This is a genomic window from Chryseobacterium sp. 1B4 (assembly GCF_036631475.1).
Taxonomy (GTDB): Bacteria; Bacteroidota; Bacteroidia; order Flavobacteriales; family Weeksellaceae; genus Chryseobacterium.
Map to the genome: position 1 here is coordinate 426,673 of NZ_JAPNUF010000011.1, position 16,728 is coordinate 443,400.

The window sequence follows — 16,728 nt, forward strand, 5'->3', positions numbered from 1 at the left end:
TAAAAATACAAACCCAAATCCGTCGGGAAAACAAAAAAGCACCCTAAAGGATGCTCTTAATTATTTAAAATAGCGTTCAGTTATTTTTCCCAAACCAAAGCACTTGCTCCAAGAATGGCAGCATCTGCTTCGTCAAGCTCACTGAATACCAGTTTTACCTTATTTCTGAAAATAGGAAGAAGGTTTCTTTCCATATGAAGCTTAGCCGGTTTTAAAATAAAATCACCTGCTTTAATCACCCCTCCAAATAAAAGAATAGCTTCAGGTGAAGAGAACATAACGAAATTAGCTAATGCCTCTCCCAGCTTCTGACCCGTATATCGGAAAACCTCAATAGCAATTGGGTCTTCTTTGATAGCACATTCATATACTGTTTTAGAATTGATGGCATCTTCGGGATATTGGTTCAGCATAGATTCCGGGAACTCTGCTCTCATTTTTTTGCTGTAATAGTAATTCCTGTTGCGGAGGCGTATGCTTCCAGACTTCCTTCAGAACCTGTGCTCCAGTGCTTTCTACCGCCGGGTTTCACTATTGTATGTCCTAATTCTCCGGCAAACCCGTCATGTCCATAGATTAAGCTTCCGTTGGCAATGATTCCGCTTCCTACTCCTGTTCCCAGTGTAATCATGATAAAATCCTTCATTCCTCTGGCTGCTCCGAAGAGCATTTCTCCAAGGGCTGCAGCATTGGCATCATTGGTAACCGTACAAGGCAGACCGAATTTTGCTTTCATCAGCTCAGCAAAAGGAATTACACCTTTCCAGGGAAGGTTAGGAGCCAGTTCAATGGTTCCTTTGTAGTAGTTGGCATTGGGTGCTCCTACCCCGATTCCGTCAAAATGCTTTTCAGCACCATGTTTTTCCATCATAGGATGAACATGTTCATATAAAGCATCGATGAAATCCTCAACTTTGTCATAAGCATCGGTTCTCAGGTTTCCTTTATCCAGAACTTCTCCACGGTGGTTTACGATTCCGAATTTAGTATTGGTTCCGCCGATGTCAACTCCAAGGGCAACTTGTTTTGATAAATCTATTAATGACATTTCTATGATTAAATTCTAAGGGCTAAAATTATAAAAAAGATTGTATTAATGGATTATTAACTGGATTTTATTTAATTCTTTATGCTGTTTTTATTGATTTTTTCTTTTTTCTTCCCCACCAGATCATAAATCCGGTAACCGGGAGAGAAGCACAGATGAGGCTTACAATAAAGGCAATAATCTTGGTTGGAAGTCCTAAGATAGCTCCTACGTGAATGTCATAATTAGCATTTACCACCTTCTCTCCAAAGTTTTTGTCCTTCGGATCATGAGTATGGAGAAGTTCTCCTGAATTTTCATCAAAGATTAAGCTGCTGCTTTTATGATAAGAATAGGAGAGATGTTTCACATACACTTCAAAGTTAGGATGCTCATGATCATCCATGTGAGGATGACCGAGGTCTACAGCAAAACCATAGGCATCGGGATATTTTGTCTGTACAGTATTAATAATTTTATCAAGCGTTCCTTCTGTTCTCAGTTCAATGGGGGCCTTTGCCCTGATATGTGAGAAGTCAGGATACTTTGTTTCTCCACCGGAAAAGATCACATAAATCATAGCCTGAACGACAAAGAATGCATAGAAAAGCCCTGTAATGGAAAAGATTAAAGCAAAAATGGATGCATAAAACCCTAATACATTATGAAGGTCATAGTTCTTTCGTTTCCAGCTTTTGATATTTTTCCATTTGAAGGAAAAACGCTGTTTTCTGGCTGCTTTGTTTTTGGGCCACCAAAGAATGATCCCGGAAATCAGCATGATGATAAAGATAATAACAGGAATTCCTACCACATACGTTCCCCAGTCCTGTTTCAGCAGATAACTCCAGTGGATCATTTTTACAATATTGAAGAATCCGTTTTTTTCATCATAAACTCTCAGTACCTTTCCGGTGTATGGATTTACGTAAGCCTGTTTGTAAACAGGAAATTCATCAAAATAATTCCAGGCATCCGTATTATGCTCATACCAGAAGAACATGTAGGACATCTTTTTATCGATAGGAACATTGACCCAATGGATCGGATATTTCTCTTTTACCTGTTCTGCAACAGCCTTTTCCATTACCCGGATAGGAAGTACCTGCTTCTGGTCAATATTCTGCTCATGATGGTAGATGACATCTTTTCGGGTGATATTTTCCACTTCATCTTTGAAAACATATAAGGCTCCGGTAATAGAGATAATAAAGATCAGGAAACCTATACCCAATCCAAACCAGAGATGGAGCTTTGCAGACCATTTTTTAATGAATCCCGGTTTCTTTTTATGATGATGTTTTTTCTTCATATCGCAATAAAAGTAAAGCAAATATAAGCCTTGCTCTTTATTTAGTTTAATTAAAATCTGTATTCAACCATGAATGTTCCTCTTAATCCAAGAGCATTGGTAAAATCACTGTCTCTTGCAGTCCACCATGAAATAGCAGGCTGGTACAGTTTATTGAAAAGGTTTTCAATTCCTAATGATACGCTCCAGTTGTTATTAACCTCATAACTTGATTTGAAATTGAAGACAGTATACTCAGGTACATATCCTTCACCATACGCATATAATCCCGTCTTGGCATTAGGCTCAAATCTCTTTTGCTGGAAAGAGTGAAGCATATCAAGCCCCAAGGATAGAGCAGGGATTGGTCTGGCCTGAACATATGCCAAAACCTTAGGGGCAGAAATTCTGCTGTTGTTGATTTTTGTTGAATAATCACCATCATCTTTTACAGAAGTAATTCCTTCCATCCAGCTGTAGCTTCCACCAAACCGGATCCATTTTACCGGGGTAAAGTGTAAAAACCTTCAACACCGTACACAATTTCAGGAGAGCGCTGGATCATTAATGCTCTGTCCGGACTTTGTACGAATGATGCTCCCAGCTTTGAGGTACTTACATAAGACGTCAATTCATAGTTCATCCAGCTGGAAAGCTGTCCTGTAGCGCCCAATTCGTAATTATTAACGATGATTGGTTTTGTTTCCAGGCTTTTGATCGTTTCAGAAGTTGAGGTTCTTAAAATTCTTCCCAGCTCATTGATAGAGTAGGCCTGAGAAAAGCTTCCGAAAAGGTTGATATAAGGTTCAATATTGTAACGGACACCGATATTTCCTACCAGCGCATTATAATTCAGCTTTCCGCCGGCCACAGGAATGCTTTTGGTGAAAGTTCCGTCACTTTTAAGGGTAGAAAGGGTATTGAAATCATCAACATTTACCCTGATGTTTTCGTAGCGAAGCCCTCCTTTGATGGTGAGCTTCTTAAACAGATCAATTTTTGCCAATACAAAAGGTGCAATATTGGTCATGTTCATATTAGGAGTCCAGAAGCGTCCGTCTTCCAGCTTTTGTACAGTCTCATCATTCAGAATATCAGCTCCGTAGATAATTTCTCCCTGGGAATTGGAAGAATTCCATAGTTGAGTATCAAAATTGAATCTTGCTCCTTTTTTCCGGGAAATAACATTCGACTGGCCACCATTGAAAAAGGTGTCGCTGTAGCCATAAACGGTTTTAAAATCCTGATAATAAAGATTCACATTTAAGGAAGTTCCGGCAAACAAATTCTTATTGTCATAGCTCACTCTGATGTTGTGATTCTTCGGAGTTCCCTGTGGGGTTGTTTCCAACCCTTTTCCGATTCCTTCCCCAATGGTAGGCGTAATGCCGTATTTTCCTGTTTTTAAGCCTACGTTCAGATCTGATCTTGAAGAATAACCAATGTAAGAAGCTTCAATCCTTTGATTTTCATTGATATCATACCCTATTTTCAGCAATCCATTGTAATTGTCCATCTTGGCAATGCTGTAAGTCGGACTTATCAAAACGCCGTCACCGTCTTTTGTATAACCTGTTCTTTCGTAAGCTAATGAAAGGGTATAGTCAAATTTGTTGATCTTTCCTGTTAACAGCTGGCTGGCTCTTACTCCCAAAGTGCCACCGTAAGGTTGTCCGGTAATACCAATCTGTGAAATTCCGGAGATTTTTTTATCTGTTTTGTTTCTTTTGGTAATATAATTGATGATTCCTCCGTCTGCTCCGTTACCATAAATGGAAGATGCTCCTTTGATTACCTCTATTCTTTCGATCGCTGAAGGGTCAATGGTCCTTAAATCTCTTGCTCCGTTTCGAAGCGGTGTAGACTGCGGAATTCCATCAATCAAAACAAGAACCTGGCGTCCTCTTAACGTCTGTCCTGTATTGGAAGTCTGCCCGGAATTGGTTCCCAGACTGGGAACGGTGTACTGAAGAATACTTGTAATATCTGAGTTAACAGTCAGCTGAGACTGAATCTGTTTTTCTCCTACCACCGTGATGGAGCTTGGAACTTCTTTGATATTTTCCTTTTTCTGGAAGCAGTCATTACCACCTCGTCTACATTTTTAGTTTGTAAACTGTCTTTTACCTGGGCAAAAATGGAAGTAGTTCCTAAGCAGGCAGCTGATAAAAGCACTTTTTTCATTATATTTTCTTTCCTTTTTTCTTTCTTTTTCCCCACCAGACCAGGAATCCGGTTACAGGGAGTGACGTACACGTAAGGCCGGCAATAAACCAGATGATTTTTCCAATAATTCCGAAATAGGATCCGGTATGGATGTCATAATTAGCATTGGAGTACTTCTCGGCAGTATTAAGTTTGTGATGAGGTTTGTTGGCAAGTAGTTTACCTGAATATTTGTCGAATGTCAGGCTGTTTCTTTCACTGTATCTTCCGTCCATTCCGTAAACTGTTACCGGAAGATTTTTCAGCTCTTTTCCTTTTTTATTCTTTCCGTTCAGCGTGATTCTGAAGCTTGATGACTTTGCATACAACTTTTCAGTCTGTGCCGCAGCCAGATCAAAAACAGCTTCATTCTTTATCATCAGAGAGTCCGGAGATTTTCTTTCTTTTTCTTTTGGAAGTTCCCATGATCCGGACAAGGCAAATGTGAATGTATTTTTCACGTAAGGATAAGCAAAATAGAGTCCGGTAATGCTTAAAAGCAAAGCAATAAATGATGCATAAAACCCTAGTATGTTATGAAGATCATAGTTTTTACGCTTCCAGTTTTTTACGTTTTCCCAATTGAACCAGAAACGTCCTTTTCTTGCATTTTTATTTTTGGGCCACCATAAAATGATTCCTGTAATCAGCATAATCATAAAAATAACGGTAGGGATTCCTACAGTGTACGGTCCCCATTCAGAATTGAGTAAAAGTCCCCAGTGGATATATTTCAAAATACTGAATACATCATATTTTTCATCATAAACAGCAAGGATTTGGCCTGTATATTGGTTCACATACACTTGCTTATTGATAAGTACCTGCTGAAAATAGTTCCATCCTTTTTTACTTTTTTCATAGTACTGGAACTGATAGGATTTGCTTTTATCCAAAGGGATTTCTACAGCACTTACAGGATACTTTTCATTAAGCTCCAGTGTTATTTTTTCACGAAGCAGACTGATAGGCAGCGGTTTTGTCCCTACATCTTCTTTTTTAAGATCAATGGCTTCTTTTCTTAAGCTATTCTGTATTTCATCCTTAAAAACATATAAAGTCCCTGAAAGAGAGACTATAAATACAATGATTCCAACAGATAAACCCAGCCACAAATGCAGTTTTGCGGACCATTTTTTTGTTGAAGAAACCTTCTTTTATGGTGATGCTTTTTTCTCATAGCAAAAAGTTAACCCCATAAGGGGCTAACCTTTGAATTTTTAAAATTTATAAGTGAAGCTTCCTAATACGTTGGCAAGAGCTTGCGCATTGGCTGTTGTATATCCGCTCCAGTAATGTTCGTTGGTAAAATTGTCTACCTTCACTCCGATTCTGAATTTTTTTGTATCATAAAAGGCATTAGCATTCAGTACCAGATATTTTGGAAGTATGAAAGTTCCCATTGTGGTTGAGTTGACGATCTTATTATCGCTGGCATAATTTCCTCCTACACCAAAACCAAGTCCTTTTAAGTTTCCATCAAGGAACTGGTAGCTCGCATTGAAATTAACCAGCCACGGAGAAGAAGCTGTAGCAGGCCTTCTTCCAATTACAGTTTCATCCGCTTCCGTATATTTCATATCATTATAGCTTACACCGGCAATTACAGAAAATCCTTTGATCAGATAAGCATTTGCTTCCAATTCAACACCCTGACTCGTTAGGGAGCCAGCCTGTCTTTGAATTGCTCTCCCTTGATCAGTATATCCAGCATTCAGAAGTGTATTTTTTACTTTGATATTGTAATAACTTAATGTTGTACTGATTCTTCCTTTGATAAGACTGGCTTTAAATCCGCCTTCGAATTGATTAGCTCGTTCAGGATCAGAAAGGGTTACATTAGAATTTGCATCGGAAACATAATATCCGTTGCTTGTGAAACTATTTTGATAATTTCCAAATACAGATACTTTATCCTGAACAATCTGATAAACAATTCCCAGTTTCGGAGACCATGCTCCCTGGGTATATGCTGCAGTTACATTTTGCCCCGTTTGACCTCCTTTAAAGTCTACACTTTCATATCGCAAAGAGGTAAGGATATTAAGCCCTGCTACAGGAGTTATTACATTGGAAATGTATCCACTGTAAACATCTTTTTTCCCTGTACTGATATAGGTGTTGTTTTTTTCAAAATCAGGCTGGTTTCTCAGATTATCATACATGGCTCCCAATGTCTGGCTATTCATATTAGAATAGTCTGTACCTTTAAAAGGAACCCAGTCAAAATTGGTGAACATAAAGTATTGGTTGTCATTTAATCTCATATAATCGAAACCAGCTACAGTTCTGTTTCTTATACTTCCAATATTGAAATCAAAATTAAAATTCTGCTGAAGCTGGAAATAAGTCCTTTTACTGTCTTTGGTTGACTGATCGGCTCTTGCTATTCCAACTTCAGAACTATTTGTAGGATTGGGGGCGAAATAAAAATATGGGCTAAATCCGTCTGAATAAGAATAGGCCGTACTTACATTAGTGGAAGATTTAATATGTTCATTAATCTTATAGTTAACCTGCCCAAAGAAATTTCTTGCTTTACCTACAGTTTTAAGGCCTTCCCCGGTATAAGACTGTTTGTAGTTGTAACCAAGTTTTTCCATTTTGTCCATGCTGTCTGCACCAAGTTGTGAGCTTGGGAAATAAAAGAAAAATGCTGTTTCAGGATATGAATTGGTTTCAAACATTTCCAGCTCTGCATTGATTTCCAAATTATCGGTAGGACGGTAAGTGATGGAAGGTGTAAATGCATAGAATGAATTCTTTGCATTAGTTCTTTGGAAAGTCCCTTGATTTGTATAAGCTGTATTTAATCTGAATAATAACTTCTTATCGTTGGTCAACGGTGCGTTTACATCCGCCTGTATCCTGTAGTAGTTGTAACTTCCTCCTGCAAGAGATATTGTTCCTCCGAAAGTTTCATAAGGCTTTTTGGTAATTCTGTTGACAACTCCACCATAAGAAGTTACATTACTTCCAAATAGCGTTGCGGAAGGTCCTTTTAAAACTTCAATTCTTTCAATATTAATGGCATCCATAGAAGTGGTAATAGGGGCTACCATACCGTTTCTGATAGAGTTTCCTGCTACGAAACCTCTGAGGTTAAGATAAATTCCCCCATCTCCGGATCTGTTGGTTGCACTCCACATCTTTTGTGCGCCCGCCACATTCCTGAAAGCATCATCTACAGTGAATAATAATTGATTTTCCAAGACACCCTTGTCAATAGAAGAATATACCTGTGGATCCTCTATGGCTTTAAGAGGCATTTTATTGGAATAATCACTGTCTTTCTTGACATATGTATTGATAACTACTTCATCTATGTTTTTTGTGGTTAATGAATCTTTTTTTGGGCAGAAACCATCATTGTCCCCAGTGCGGAAGCACAGATCAGTACATTTTTCATGAAAGCAAAATTTTCTGCAAATATATTATTTTTAACTGTTCTAAATAAATAATAAGATTGATATTTATCATAAATTTATTATATACTGAATAACAAAAAACCGCTATGGTCAATGCCATAACGGTTTTTGAATATTATTATTAAATTTTTCTTAAGAAGGAATTTCTCCTTTGTATAAGAAAGAAATAATTTCTTTGTTTAATTTATCGATCATTTCACTGAATAGGTGGAAAGACTCCTGCTTATAGATTACAAGCGGATCTTTCTGCTCATATACTGCTCCCTGTGATGATCTTCTTAAGTCGTCCATCTCACGAAGGTGAAGCTTCCAGTTTTCATCAATAATTGATAAAGTAATGTTCTTTTCGAAATCGTTTACCAGACTTTCACAGTGCGTTTCGTAAGCTTCTTTAAGATCAGCTACAATAGTCATTGTTTTGTGTCCGTCTGTGAAAGGAACCTGGATCATTTTGAACATTGAACCCTGATTCTGGTATACATTCTCAATAATCGGGAATGATTTTTCTTTCAACAGGTCCAGCTTCATTTTGTAATCTTCCTGAGCAGCTTTGAATAGGATATTCGTCAGATCCTGAACGTTTTTGTTATTAAAGTCATTTTGGGAAACCGGAGATTCCATTGTAAATGTTTTAATGATTTCATATTCAAAATCTTTATAATTTCCAGAAGCCTTTCCTTTCGCAACGATAGAATTGGCAACATCGAAAATCATATTCGTGATATCATATTTCAGGTGATCTCCGAATAAAGCATTTTTTCTTCTCTTATAGATAACGTCACGCTGTTTGTTCATTACGTCGTCGTATTCAAGAAGTCTCTTTCTGGTTCCGAAGTTATTTTCTTCCACCTTCTTCTGAGCTCTTTCAATAGACTTGCTGATCATAGAGTGCTGAATTACTTCTCCCTCTTTATGACCCATTCTGTCCATCATTTTAGCAATTCTTTCAGAACCGAACAAACGCATTAAGTTATCTTCAAGAGATACATAGAACTGAGAACTTCCCGGATCTCCCTGACGTCCCGCTCTACCTCTTAACTGTCTGTCAACACGTCTTGAATCGTGCCTTTCTGTACCAATAATTGCCAGACCTCCTGCGTCTTTTACTTCTTTGGTAAGCTTAATGTCGGTACCACGTCCCGCCATGTTCGTTGCAATGGTTACAACTCCCGGACGTCCTGCTTCCGCAACGATCTCTGCTTCTTTTTGTGAAGCTTCGCGTTCAATACCTGGTGCGGAATTTTTCTTAACTGAAGTGCTTTTGAAAGCAACTGTGAAATTTCAACAGAAGTGGTTCCTACCAATACAGGTCTTCCTGCTGCTGTTAATTTTTCTACCTCTTCAATTACGGCGTTATATTTTTCTCTGTTAGTCTTGTAAACCAGATCCTGCTTGTCATGTCTCAGAATAGGACGGTTGGTAGGAATTACCACAACGTCTAATTTGTAGATCTCCCAAAGCTCTCCGGCCTCTGTCTCAGCAGTACCGGTCATTCCCGCAAGTTTGTTGTACATACGGAAATAGTTCTGAAGCGTAATGGTTGCAAAAGTTTGGGTTGCTGCCTCAATTTTTACATTCTCTTTTGCTTCGATTGCCTGGTGAAGACCATCTGAATAACGACGGCCCTCCATGATACGGCCTGTCTGTTCATCAACGATTTTTACTTCACCATCAATTACGACATACTCATCATCTTTTTCAAATAATGTGTAAGCTTTCAACAGCTGGCTCATCGTGTGAACACGCTCAGATTTTTCAGCAAATTCAGCGAAAAGTTTTTCTTTTGCTTCAAACTCTTCTTCTTTAGATAAGTTTTTAGCTTCTACTTCAGCAATCTCAGTTCCGATATCAGGAAGTACGAAGAAATTCGGATCAGAGTTTCCTTGAGACATGTATTCAACACCTTTGTCTGTAAGGTCTACCTGATTGTTTTTCTCCTCGATAACGAAGTAAAGATCTTTATCTACGATCGGCATATCACGGTTGTTGTCCTGCATGTATTGCGCTTCAACTTTCTGAAGCAATGCTCTGTTTCCGCTTTCCGATAAGAATTTGATAAGTTGTCTGTTTTTTGGAAGACCTCTGTAAGCCTGAAGTAATTTGAATCCGCCTTCCTTTGTATTCCCGGCAGCGATTAATTTTTTCGCTTCATTGAAAATAGTAGAAACCGTTTTCTTTTGTACTTCAACGATTCTGTCGATAGAAGGTTTAAGGACGTCAAACTCCTGTCTGTCTCCCTGAGGAACCGGGCCGGAAATGATCAATGGCGTTCTGGCATCATCTACCAATACAGAATCCACCTCATCCACGATAGCAAAGTTCAGTTCTCTTTGTACCAGTTCTGAAGGTGAGGTCACCATGTTGTCTCTCAGGTAATCGAAACCGAATTCGTTGTTGGTTCCGTAAGTAATATCTGAGTTGTATGCTTTTCTTCTTCCGTCTGAGTTCGGCTGGTGGTTATCGATACAATCGATAGACATTCCATGGAACTGATAAAGAGGGCCCATCCATGCGGAGTCTCTTTTCGCAAGATAATCGTTCACGGTAACAACGTGTACTCCTCTTCCCGGAAGTGAATTTAAATAAATAGGTAATGTTCCTACCAAAGTCTTACCTTCACCGGTAGCCATCTCGGCAATTTTACCGCTGTGAAGAATAACCCCTCCGATAAACTGAACATCATAGTGGACCATATCCCAAACTACAGGAGTTCCGGCAGCATCCCATGAGTTTTTCCAAACAGCTGTGTCTCCCTGAATACTGATGAAATCTTTCCCTGCAGCAGCCAACTCTCTGTCCCAGTCAGTTGCCGTTACACGGATTTCTCCATTCTGAGCCCATCTTCTTGCTGTTTCTTTTACCAACGCAAAAGCTTCAGGAAGGATCTGAGTCAGAACTTTCTCTTCAATTTCGTATGATTCTTTTTTAGAGACTCAATTTTTGAGAAAAGAGCTTCTTTCTCATCAACATTTGTTGAATTTTTTATCTGCTCTTTTATCTGTTCTATTTGAGCTGTGATCTTGCTGGTTGCAGATTTTATATTCTCTTTAAACTCAGCCGTCTTTTGTCTCAACCCGTCATCCGTCAGTTGCTGGATGCTGGGCTCTACAGCCTTGATTTTTGTTACAACTTTTTTTACTTCTTTTAGGTCCTGCGCTTTTTTGTCTCCCAAAAACCCTTTAAGAACTTTGTTTAAAAAACTCATAAATTTTTTGCTTTATGCTTAATGCAAAATGCTTTAAGCGTTTTAAATAACACTTATCGTGTAAATTATATATAAAAAGGGCAAAAAAGCTCTAAGCACGCAGCCTAAAGCTCATCGCTTTATTAATATTCGTCTTCGTTCCAAAGGAAATCCTCGTCAGTAGGATAATCACTCCATACTTCTTCGATAGATTCATAAATTTCTCCTTCGTCTTCAATTGCCTGAAGGTTTTCTACTACTTCCATAGGTGCACCAGTTCTGATTGCGTAGTCGATAAGCTCTGCTTTTGTCATTGGCCAAGGTGCGTCACTTAAATATGAAGCTAATTCTAATGTCCAGTACATAATTTTCTAATTTTTTGCAAAAGTATAAAAATAGGTTGTATAATAAACTTTTTTATACTTGATTTTCAATTCTTTTATAATTTTTTCTTATAAATGGCTGTCACAAACTGGCTGTCAGCGATGTCAGCAATTTACTTAATGTCGTTTTCTCAAAAACCATTCCACAAATTTTTTTATGCCATTTTGGAAGTCTGTGGCAGGTTTATAGCCTATTAATTCCTTTGCTTTTGTGATATCTGCATTGGTTTTTGTGACATCTCCCGGCTGCATTGGCAGAAATTTTTTAGTGGCAGATTTTTCAAGCGCCATTTCTATAGTAGCTACCATCTCCGATAAAGTCACAACCTGATTTTCTCCCAGATTAAGGATCTCATATACCCCGGTATTATTTTCCAGGTAAAGGATTGATTTAGTAATTCCATCAATGATATCATCTATATAAGTATAATCCCTGGCTGTATTTCCATCACCATAGAAAGGGATTTCCTGATTTTCCGAAATAAGCTTTGTAAACTTATGTATCGCAAGATCGGGTCTCTGTCTTGGCCCATATACCGTGAAGAACCTAAGCTGGATCATATCTATATGGTATAGGTTATGATAAACATGACCTATAACTTCGCCGCTTTTTTTGGTCGCTGCATAAGGAGAGATAGGCCTGTCTACATTATCTGTTTCTGCAAAAGGAATTTTTTCATTATTTCCGTAAACACTTGAAGAGGAAGCACAAATGAATTTTTCTATATGATATTCCTTACACAATTCCCAGAGGTTCATAGTGCCTCTTACATTCACTTCCTCATATTCCAGAGGGCGTTCAATAGAAGGGCGTACCCCTGCAAGTGCTGCCAGATGGATCACCATGTCAATAGGATGATTTTTAAAGATAGCTTCAAGACCCTTATAATCCCGGATATCCTGCCAATAGAGGGAATATTGATCAGAATGGGAGAGGGAAGCCAAACGACGGATGTCAGTCTCTTTATCCGAGAACTCAAAATCCGAAATTTTACCAATTGACTCTAAAGTATTTTTAATTTTTACCTGATAGTCGTAAAAATCATCAAAATTGTCAATGTTTATGACAGAATGTCCATTTCTTAATAATCGCTCAATTAAATGAGAGCCGATGAACCCGCTGCCGCCTGTTACAAGATAAACCATTTGTATTTTTTATGGGTACAAAAATATAAATTTTACTTTTGAAAAATATAATCATTAAATTTACTTAAAAAAGTAATATAAATATAATATGCAGTTTCAAGGGCAAATTTTAAAGATGACAAGCTACGACGCCAGGCCAATCCAGTACTATCTCAATCTTTCAGGAGATCTGATTCACATGAATGAGCTGTTTGGAAAGGAGTTAAGCATAAAACATATCGGATTCCAGTGTGTAAATTGTGGTGAGAATAAACCGATTTACAGAATGGGATTCTGCAAAAACTGTTTTTTTGAAAGCCCTTATGCAAGTGATACCATTATCCGTCCGGAACTTTCCACCGCGCACCTGGATATCGCAGAACGTGATCTTGAAATTGAAAAACAAATTCAGCTTCAGCCGCATACTGTTTATCTGGCCTATACAGGAGATGTGAAAGTAGGAGTGACCAGAAATACTCAGATTCCAACAAGATGGATTGATCAGGGGGCAACTTTTGCTTTACCTATTGCAAGAACAGAAAACCGCTATGAAGCAGGAATGATAGAAGTTGCTCTAAAAGAGCATTTACCGGACAAAACCAACTGGAGAAAAATGCTGCAGGATGATTTCGAAGGTGAAGTGGATCTTGCAGATTTCAGACAGAAGATCAAGGAATATTTCCCTGAAGATTTTCAGAAATTCTATAGTGAAGGAGAAGAATTGTGGATGCTGGATTATCCGTTTGAAAAGCCGGAAAAGGTAACTTCATTTACATTAGATAAAAAACCTGAATTCACAGGAAGGCTTACCGGAATCAAAGGACAGTATCTTGGCTTTGAAGGAGGAAATTTCATCAATGTAAGAGGCCATGAAGGATATGTAATCGATCTGGAAATCAGGAATTGATCCGGGGTAAAATAAAATCAAATCACAAAATATGGGAAAATGGGTAAAAAAACTATTGATAAGTTTCGGGATTCTGGCAGGTATCCTTCTTGCCGCAAATTTCGGAGTTAACATATGGCTTAAAACCCGGCTTCCGGATTATATAAAAAAGAATACTGATTATAAAGTATCCTATAAAACCCTTGATGTAGATTTAGGATCAGGAAATATATTCGCAACAGGAATTTCCGTCAACAGTAAAGATCCGCAGAATACTGATGTCATTGGCCTGCAGGGAACAATTGATACCCTGAAAATAAGCCGTTTCGGAATTTATGATGCTGTTTTCAATAAAAGAATCAGCTCTTCGGACCTTTTGTTGGCTAAGCCCAGTTTAAATGTTATTCTTGCAAAACCGGTTGATCGTAAAACCGGCAAAAAGAGAAATCCCGTGCTTTTTGAAAATATCAGGATCAGTGATGGAAAAATTGCTGTTTTCAGACATACCAAACAAAAATTTTTATCTGTAGAGAAGCTCGATCTGTTTGTAGAAAATTTACAGATGACAGAAGAATCCGTAGAGGATAAATTACCAGTCGTTTTTGACAGGTACAGCATTAAAGGAGAAAGATTCTTTTTCCGTCCGGATAATATCTATGCTATTACTATCAGTAAAATCAATACGGAGAACGGACAAATGTCGGTAGATAACTTCAGATTGATCCCACTGCTTTCTTTGACCCGTTTTAAAAAGTTTTATCCTGAAAAGGTTCAGCTATTTGAATTTTCCATTCCTACAATAGAATTTAAAGATGTTGTTTTAAATAAAAACAAAGTATCACTTGCTAATGCGGATTTTAAAAATCCTGTTTTGGCAGTATACAATACAGGAATAAAGGGGAAAAAAATGAAAAAAAATCAAATTTTGAAGTTGATTTAAAAAATATTAAACTCAATAATGCCATTGTTCGGATCAATAAACCGGATGGCAATAAACTTTTATCTGTCGGAAATCTTAATTTGAATATCAATCAGCTGATGTTTAATAAAGAAACTTCAGAACAGATCATTCCTGTAGGATATAAAGACTTTACTGTTGCCGGAAGAGACATTGAATACTCAAATCATCAGAATATCACTGTAAGAAGCCTTGCGCTTAAGCCTTCCAGCGGTGAAATCCGGGATGTGGTATTATCAGCCGGCACTCCAGAAACAGGAAAGCCAATAGAAGGATTAAGAACCGGCCATATTGCTTTTAATATCAATAAGCTGGAATTTATAGATAAAAAACTAAATCTTGACCTTAAAGATCTTCTGATAGAAAATGTAAACGGAACTTTTACGGCAGGTGAAAAAAAGCAGAGCAATGCTGGCGGGCCTGATATTGTAAAATCCATTACCATAAGAAAAGCTTCCTTAAAAAATTCAAATATTATTTATGATAAAGGAAAACAGCCTTTAGCTTTTCATGATCTGAATGCTACCTTTAATGGGATTGAGCTATCTCCTAAAGCTGATCATAAAGGCCTTTCCTTTACCGTGAAGGAGTACTATCTGACAACCAGAAATTTTGCCTACAAAACACAGTTCTATAATATGAGCCTGGGTCTTCTTAAGCTGAATAAAAACAGAATCCAGGTCAATAACTTTGCGATGAAGCCTCTCGTTTCGAGGGCACAGTTTATCAAAATGATACCCGTTGAAAGAGATCTGTATGACCTGAAGGCAAACCGGATAACTGCAGAAGGAACCTGGGAGCTTTTTCTCAAAATAAAACGGTAAATGCTTCCCACGTGGTTATTCAGTCGGCAGATGCCAATATTTTCAGAAGTAAAATTCCGAAAGACGACCCCAAAATAAAAGCTTTGTACTCCAAGATGCTGAGATCTATTAAAATTCCAATCACGGTCAATAACCTTGATCTGAAAAACTCTGTATTGGTGTATGAAGAAGATACGCCAGAAAGTATGGGACCGGGAAAACTGACTTTCAGCAATTTTAATATGAATGTAAAGAACCTGAATTCAGCCAAAATAAAAGGAAAACCAACCCGGGTAGATATTAAAATCAATTGCTCCTTTATGAACCTGTCGCCGCTTTCCGTAAACTGGAACTTCGATGTAGCCGATCAGAGTGATAAATTTGCAATTTCCGGGAAAACATCCAATCTTCCGGCCAGCGGAATCAATCCGTTTATCAGGCCTTATCTTCATGTAACGGCTACCGCAGGGACGATTCAGGAAATGCTTTTTAATTTTAAAGGAAATCCTGCAGGATTGCATGGAACCTTTAATCTTAAACATAAAGACTTGAAAATTGCCGTTTTAAATAAAAACAACCATGAGAAAAAAGGTTTTCTGACCGCTGTTGCCAATGTATTTCTGAAATCAGATTCAGGACGTTTTCCTGAAGCCGTTACGGTGGAAGATGTGGAACGTGATCCTACAAAGTCTTTCTTTAATCTTTTCTGGCGCGGAATAGAGCAGGGATTAAAGAAAACCCTGATTGGTAAAAATGTAGAAAAAACAGAAAAGAAAGTAAAAGATGCTGTCGCTTCAGTAAAAGATATGAAGCAGTCTGTAAAAGAAATTAAACAGGAAATAAAAAATAAAAAGAAGCCTCCCCGGCGGAAGGAGAGAAAAAGAAAAGAAAGGGTTTCTTAAAGGAATATTCAGGAAAAAAGAAAATACCCAGGAATAATTCCTTAAACCATTAAGATAGAATGATCATCTGCTCATAGAAACGATATGTAATGATAACAACCTTAATGGTTTAAGGATTAATATAAGAAAGATTCAGTTAAAAATTGAATTCATCGCTTTCCTGAATAGGAATGTCTCGTAAAAATTTATCAAACTCTTCACCCGGATAATTACTGTCTGCTCCATATGAGTCTATGATCATTCCACGGTTTCCGCTATTGTCTTTTACCACATAAAGAACTGCATTATCATCAGGATTACTGTCTCCTTCAAAGCGGTAGGTTTTCAAAATGGTCAGCTCCGAAGGCTGATAAATTTTGTCAGAATTTTCAAATTTCATTTCGCATTTTTCATTCATTCTGAACTCTCTGTGTATTCCTCTTTCAGAAAGCGTTTTCATGACTTGGCTCAATGTCGTCATTCTGTCGATGTTTTCTGGATTTTCCATAATAATATTTTTGGTAATAAGTGCAATAATTAAACCATTGCAATTTCTA

The 16,728-nt window shown here is 37.8% G+C and carries 13 protein-coding genes and 2 pseudogenes; 4 read left to right on the forward strand and 11 right to left on the reverse strand.

Annotated elements, in window-relative coordinates; translation table 11 throughout:
- Nucleotides 1-80 precede the first annotated feature (80 nt).
- The 10 genes and pseudogenes from OWR28_RS24255 to OWR28_RS24300 form a co-directional block, all read right to left on the reverse strand.
- A pseudogene (locus OWR28_RS24255) lies at nucleotides 81-1,048 on the reverse strand (ROK family protein).
- Between the two features lie 79 nt (nucleotides 1,049-1,127).
- Entirely contained in the window at nucleotides 1,128-2,339 is a 1,212-nt protein-coding gene (locus OWR28_RS24260; protein WP_332388852.1) for a PepSY-associated TM helix domain-containing protein, read from the reverse strand.
- Between the two features lie 50 nt (nucleotides 2,340-2,389).
- Nucleotides 2,390-2,788, reverse strand: coding sequence for a hypothetical protein (locus OWR28_RS24265; protein ID WP_332388853.1), 399 nt, complete (start codon nucleotides 2,786-2,788; stop codon nucleotides 2,390-2,392).
- A 32-nt stretch (nucleotides 2,789-2,820) separates the two neighbouring features.
- On the reverse strand, nucleotides 2,821-4,350 hold the full coding sequence (locus tag OWR28_RS24270; protein ID WP_332388854.1) for a TonB-dependent receptor domain-containing protein: 1,530 nt from the start codon (nucleotides 4,348-4,350) through the stop codon (nucleotides 2,821-2,823).
- Nucleotides 4,344-4,502: a hypothetical protein gene (locus OWR28_RS24275; protein WP_332388855.1), complete on the reverse strand. Its 159-nt coding sequence runs from the start codon at nucleotides 4,500-4,502 to the stop codon at nucleotides 4,344-4,346. Before OWR28_RS24275 ends, OWR28_RS24270 begins: the two co-directional genes overlap by 7 nt.
- Nucleotides 4,502-5,638 carry a PepSY-associated TM helix domain-containing protein gene (locus tag OWR28_RS24280; protein ID WP_332388856.1) on the reverse strand — a complete coding sequence of 379 codons (1,137 nt, stop codon included), beginning with the start codon at nucleotides 5,636-5,638 and terminating at the stop codon, nucleotides 4,502-4,504. Before OWR28_RS24280 ends, OWR28_RS24275 begins: the two co-directional genes overlap by 1 nt.
- 105 nt (nucleotides 5,639-5,743) lie before the next feature.
- The gene (locus OWR28_RS24285) at nucleotides 5,744-7,792 is read right to left on the reverse strand and encodes a TonB-dependent receptor (RefSeq protein WP_332388857.1); all 2,049 of its coding nucleotides are present in this window, start codon (nucleotides 7,790-7,792) and stop codon (nucleotides 5,744-5,746) included.
- Between the two features lie 291 nt (nucleotides 7,793-8,083).
- Nucleotides 8,084-11,156, reverse strand: a pseudogene (gene secA / locus OWR28_RS24290) (preprotein translocase subunit SecA).
- Nucleotides 11,157-11,278: 122 nt separating this feature from the next.
- Nucleotides 11,279-11,500 (reverse strand): DUF2795 domain-containing protein, encoded by a 222-nt coding sequence (locus OWR28_RS24295; RefSeq protein WP_002662059.1) that lies wholly within the window; start codon nucleotides 11,498-11,500, stop codon nucleotides 11,279-11,281.
- 135 nt (nucleotides 11,501-11,635) lie between these two features.
- Nucleotides 11,636-12,664, reverse strand: a complete 1,029-nt coding sequence (locus OWR28_RS24300; RefSeq protein WP_332388859.1) for a GDP-mannose 4,6-dehydratase — start codon at nucleotides 12,662-12,664, stop codon at nucleotides 11,636-11,638.
- Nucleotides 12,665-12,752: 88 nt separating this feature from the next.
- Between OWR28_RS24300 and OWR28_RS24305 the strand changes: the two genes are divergently transcribed.
- From OWR28_RS24305 to OWR28_RS24320, 4 genes are all read left to right on the forward strand, one after another.
- Nucleotides 12,753-13,550 carry a DUF2797 domain-containing protein gene (locus OWR28_RS24305; protein WP_332388860.1) on the forward strand — a complete coding sequence of 266 codons (798 nt, stop codon included), beginning with the start codon at nucleotides 12,753-12,755 and terminating at the stop codon, nucleotides 13,548-13,550.
- Between the two features lie 31 nt (nucleotides 13,551-13,581).
- Nucleotides 13,582-14,469, forward strand: coding sequence for a hypothetical protein (locus OWR28_RS24310; RefSeq protein ID WP_332388861.1), 888 nt, complete (start codon nucleotides 13,582-13,584; stop codon nucleotides 14,467-14,469).
- Nucleotides 14,470-14,549: 80 nt separating this feature from the next.
- Nucleotides 14,550-15,311, forward strand: coding sequence for a hypothetical protein (locus OWR28_RS24315; protein ID WP_332388862.1), 762 nt, complete (start codon nucleotides 14,550-14,552; stop codon nucleotides 15,309-15,311).
- Between the two features lie 11 nt (nucleotides 15,312-15,322).
- Nucleotides 15,323-16,192, forward strand: coding sequence for a hypothetical protein (locus OWR28_RS24320; RefSeq protein WP_332388863.1), 870 nt, complete (start codon nucleotides 15,323-15,325; stop codon nucleotides 16,190-16,192).
- A 136-nt stretch (nucleotides 16,193-16,328) separates the two neighbouring features.
- Here the strand turns inward: OWR28_RS24320 and OWR28_RS24325 are convergent, their stop codons facing one another.
- Complete coding sequence (locus tag OWR28_RS24325; RefSeq protein ID WP_332388864.1) at nucleotides 16,329-16,679, reverse strand: hypothetical protein; 351 nt, start codon at nucleotides 16,677-16,679, stop codon at nucleotides 16,329-16,331.
- Nucleotides 16,680-16,728 lie beyond the last annotated feature (49 nt).

Excerpts from the sequence above, each read along its gene's own strand:
- OWR28_RS24295 (WP_002662059.1), bottom strand. The coding sequence starts at position 11,500 with ATGTACTGGACATTAGAATTAGCTTCATATTTAAGTGACGCACCTTGG.
- OWR28_RS24325 (WP_332388864.1), bottom strand. The coding sequence starts at position 16,679 with ATGGAAAATCCAGAAAACATCGACAGAATGACGACATTGAGCCAAGTC.
- OWR28_RS24305 (WP_332388860.1), top strand. The coding sequence starts at position 12,753 with ATGCAGTTTCAAGGGCAAATTTTAAAGATGACAAGCTACGACGCCAGG.
- OWR28_RS24260 (WP_332388852.1), bottom strand. The coding sequence starts at position 2,339 with ATGAAGAAAAAACATCATCATAAAAAGAAACCGGGATTCATTAAAAAA.
- OWR28_RS24285 (WP_332388857.1), bottom strand. The coding sequence starts at position 7,792 with ATGCCTCTTAAAGCCATAGAGGATCCACAGGTATATTCTTCTATTGAC.
- OWR28_RS24310 (WP_332388861.1), top strand. The coding sequence starts at position 13,582 with ATGGGAAAATGGGTAAAAAAACTATTGATAAGTTTCGGGATTCTGGCA.
- OWR28_RS24275 (WP_332388855.1), bottom strand. The coding sequence starts at position 4,502 with ATGAAAAAAGTGCTTTTATCAGCTGCCTGCTTAGGAACTACTTCCATT.
- OWR28_RS24265 (WP_332388853.1), bottom strand. The coding sequence starts at position 2,788 with ATGGAAGGAATTACTTCTGTAAAAGATGATGGTGATTATTCAACAAAA.
- OWR28_RS24300 (WP_332388859.1), bottom strand. The coding sequence starts at position 12,664 with ATGGTTTATCTTGTAACAGGCGGCAGCGGGTTCATCGGCTCTCATTTA.